This is a genomic window from Streptomyces sp. NH27 (genome assembly GCF_056859195.1).
On the sequence record NZ_JACEGK010000997.1, the window covers coordinates 1 to 989 of the forward strand.

A 989-nucleotide genomic window follows, 5' to 3' on the forward strand; every position below is an offset into this window, starting at 1 on the left:
ACGTCGGCGAGCCGGGGCGTGGGGCTCTCCCCGTTGGCGGCGGCAGCGGCACCCAACGGCTGGGCGCCGCGCAGCGGATGGTGCCGCCGCGGCCCGGGAAGTCCGCGCCCGGACGCGAGCCCGTCCGCGGTGGCGGCAGCGGCCACCGCCGCGGAGGGCCCGCTCCCGGGCAGCGAGGCAACCGTCACCTGCACACCCTGATCGGCCAGCGCCTGCAACTCCGCACCGGCCCGCTCGTCATGCGGCTCGGGATCGTCCGTGACGAGATGGGTGATCTGCTCGGTCGGCACGGTCTGGAACATCGTGTCGGTACCGAGCTTCGTGTGGTCGGCGAGCACCACGACCTCCGCGGCGGCCTGCACCAGCGCCCGGTCCACGCTCGCGGAGAGCATGTTGGACGTCGACAGACCGCGTTCGGCGGTCAGCCCCGCGCCGGACAGAAACGCCCGGGACACCCGCAGCCCGTGCAGCGACTGCTCGGCTCCGCTGCCGACCAGCCCGTAGCTCGAGCCACGCAGGGTGCCCCCGGTCATCACCACCTCGACACGGTTGGCGTGTGCCAGCGCCTGGGCCACCAGCAGGGAGTTGGTGACCACGGTCAGTCCGGGCACCCGAGCCAGCCGTCTGGCCAGCTCCTGCGTGGTGGTACCCGCTCCGACCACAATCGCCTCGCCCTCCTCGACGAGGCCGGCCGCGAGATCGGCGATGGCCGTCTTCTCCGCGGCCGCTAGATGGGATTTCTGCGGGAAGCCGGACTCCCTGGTGAAGCCACCCGGCAACACCGCACCGCCATGCCGGCGGTCCAGCAGTCCTTCCGCCTCCAGCGCCCGTACGTCCCGGCGCACGGTCACTTCGGACGTCTGGACGACCCGAGCGAGCTCCCGCAGCGACACCGCTCCGTTAGCCCGCACCATTTCCAGAATCAACTGACGACGTTCTGCAGCGAACACGGAACCGACAGTAACGCCAACGACCGGACGGTTTCAGCG

At 71.6% G+C, this 989-nt stretch carries 1 protein-coding gene; it reads right to left on the reverse strand.

Translation table 11 applies throughout. The features are described from left to right. Positions 1 to 914 (reverse strand): DeoR/GlpR family DNA-binding transcription regulator (locus tag AC13HU_RS37640; protein WP_483046502.1); only part of this gene is annotated, 914 nt, incomplete at its 3' end. Between the last annotated feature and the right edge of the window lie 75 nt (positions 915 to 989).